Annotated in this window: 1 protein-coding gene; it reads right to left on the bottom strand. The window is 56.1% G+C overall.

The features are described 5' to 3' along the window. Positions 1 to 417: 417 nt before the first annotated feature. Entirely contained in the window at positions 418 to 1491 is a 1074-nt protein-coding gene (locus tag BM174_RS20665) for a malate/lactate/ureidoglycolate dehydrogenase (RefSeq protein ID WP_093925669.1), read from the bottom strand. Between the last annotated feature and the right edge of the window lie 640 nt (positions 1492 to 2131).

Genomic DNA, 2131 nt, shown 5'->3' with positions numbered 1-2131 from the left:
CTCGGGTAGGGCGCGTTCCAGCCAATTTACCCTCCGTGCAACAACGCCCTTCGGAATAGGTTTCGAGTGTTTTCCCAATCTCCTAGTTAGAGACGCATTGGGAAGCGGTAAAAATTTCGTCAAACTCGGCCTGCGCCGCTGAGACGCGGCGTGACAGATCGACATGATCTGCGACAGCTCTGCAGTCGAGGCGGGTCTTAGGACCACGTCAGGTTTAACGGCCCTATACCGCGGGGGTCGGTGTTGTAACCTGGATGCACATCTGTGCCGATCAGAACGCCATCCGCACCAAGAAAATTGCGGAGATTTTCAAGAATGTCAGTCTGCATGATGCTCAATTGCTTATTTATTTGGTGTTGGATCTACTTTCGACTTCTGCCACCAGCTTGGCAAGGGACGCACGGAGGGCATGTCTGATCAAGCCTTAGGGGCAAACGCATCAAACTCTTCCTGCGGAACACCTGCGCTTTGCGCCGCGGCCTTAAGTTGCGCTAATGTGCCTGCATCGACAAAGATGCCATTGGCTTTCCGATCCCGCGCGCTGCGGCGTTCGGGGTCACCGGGAAATTGCACCGCAGCAAAACCGGGGGCGGGAGGGGAGGCCTTCACCCAATCGGAATATTTGTCAACGTCGATACCGAACGCCTCTGCTGTGCCAAAAACATCAGGATCAATCAGGATCGCCATCATGTTGTTGGTGATGTTCGCCTCGACTTCCCGCTCTGGCAGATAAGCGCCACCGCCACTGAACGATCCGCCCAGAATATCGCCCAGCAGGGCCAGTCCAAATCCTTTGTGCTGTCCAAACGTCGTAAGGGACCCGCCTGCATCATTGAACATGACCGACGGATCGGTGGTCGGATTTCCTTTTGCGTCGATCACTGAACCTTCAGGCAGCTGTTTGCCGCTGAGATCCGCTACACGCGCCTTGCCCATCGCGATGGTGCTGGTGGCCATGTCCAGCAGGAACATCGGGTGTTTTTCTGTGGCCGGGATTGCAGTGCAGTAGGGGTTGGTGACAAAGCGCGCGTCGCTGCCGCCGAACGGGGCCACGAGGGGACGGGAAGACTGTACGTTGGCGTAGAGGATGCAGATAAAGCCAGCTTCTGCCGCCATAGCCCCCCAATCCCCCAGCCGTCCGAGATGAAAGCTGTTGCGCAGCGACAGAACAGCAAAATGGTTCGCCCGCGCCCGTTCAATTGCAAACTCCATCGCTTGTTCAGCGGCGATATGGCCAAACCCCTGCTCACCGTCCACCAGAACAAACGGCCCCTTGTCTTGAACGATCCGCGCTTTGCCTTCAGGGATTAACTGCCCGGCTAGTATTCCGTTAACATAGGCGGGGATCATGCCGACCCCGTGGCTGTCATGGCCCGTCAGATTCGCGCTCACCAGACGCGCCGCCACCTTTGCCGCCGCATCTGGCGCACCACTGGCGTAGCTGAGAATCGAGGTCGCCAGAACAGTCAGGTGGTCAGCAGATATTTTCATGAGCTTTGGAGGCTTTCAGTTGGATCGGTGGGCTTACGGGACTTTCCGGCAAATCTCGCCGCATTTGCGGACCGGATCAAGCAAAGAGAGATCGTTGGGGTGGTCGTGTCCCGCCTGCATTCCTGACTCTCAAGTTAATTGTGCGAACTTTCGCTCGACAGCAAAAGGGCTTTACCCCCACCAAAGAGTGGCGGCAACGCGGGTTATAGAACCCATTGATAAAAAGGCACGCCAGGATCGTCTTGGGAGTATGGCTAATGTGAAGCTTCAATTCCCAATTTCGGAACGGTTTGCTGAATGGCTGGAGCTTCTCGACACTGCGCGAGGCACAGATCCTGATTGAGCGATGGCGTCGCCCCTTCATATGAGTCAGGCTAGAGAGCGCCCTCCGATATTGGAGGGCCACGCCAGAAACCTTCGTCTCGGTGGTGAGAAGCCGAACATGCATCAACAATCGATTTCGACCGCCGATTGCCCCCTCCAACATCTCAGGGGGACGACGGTTGCTAATCAGGCGCGGCAAAGTGGTCCGCCTGTGTATGGAACATGGCATACCTTCATCAAGGCCAGTCAACGATTTGGCCTTGCCACGCCGACAAATGGAGAGAACTGAAAACAGTTGTCAGAATACATCCCGTTA

It is taken from the genome of Sulfitobacter brevis (assembly GCF_900112755.1).
GTDB classification, from domain to species: domain Bacteria; phylum Pseudomonadota; class Alphaproteobacteria; order Rhodobacterales; family Rhodobacteraceae; genus Sulfitobacter; species Sulfitobacter brevis.
The sequence above is the reverse complement of the archived record's forward strand: the minus strand, read 5'-3'. Positions and strand labels throughout refer to the sequence as shown.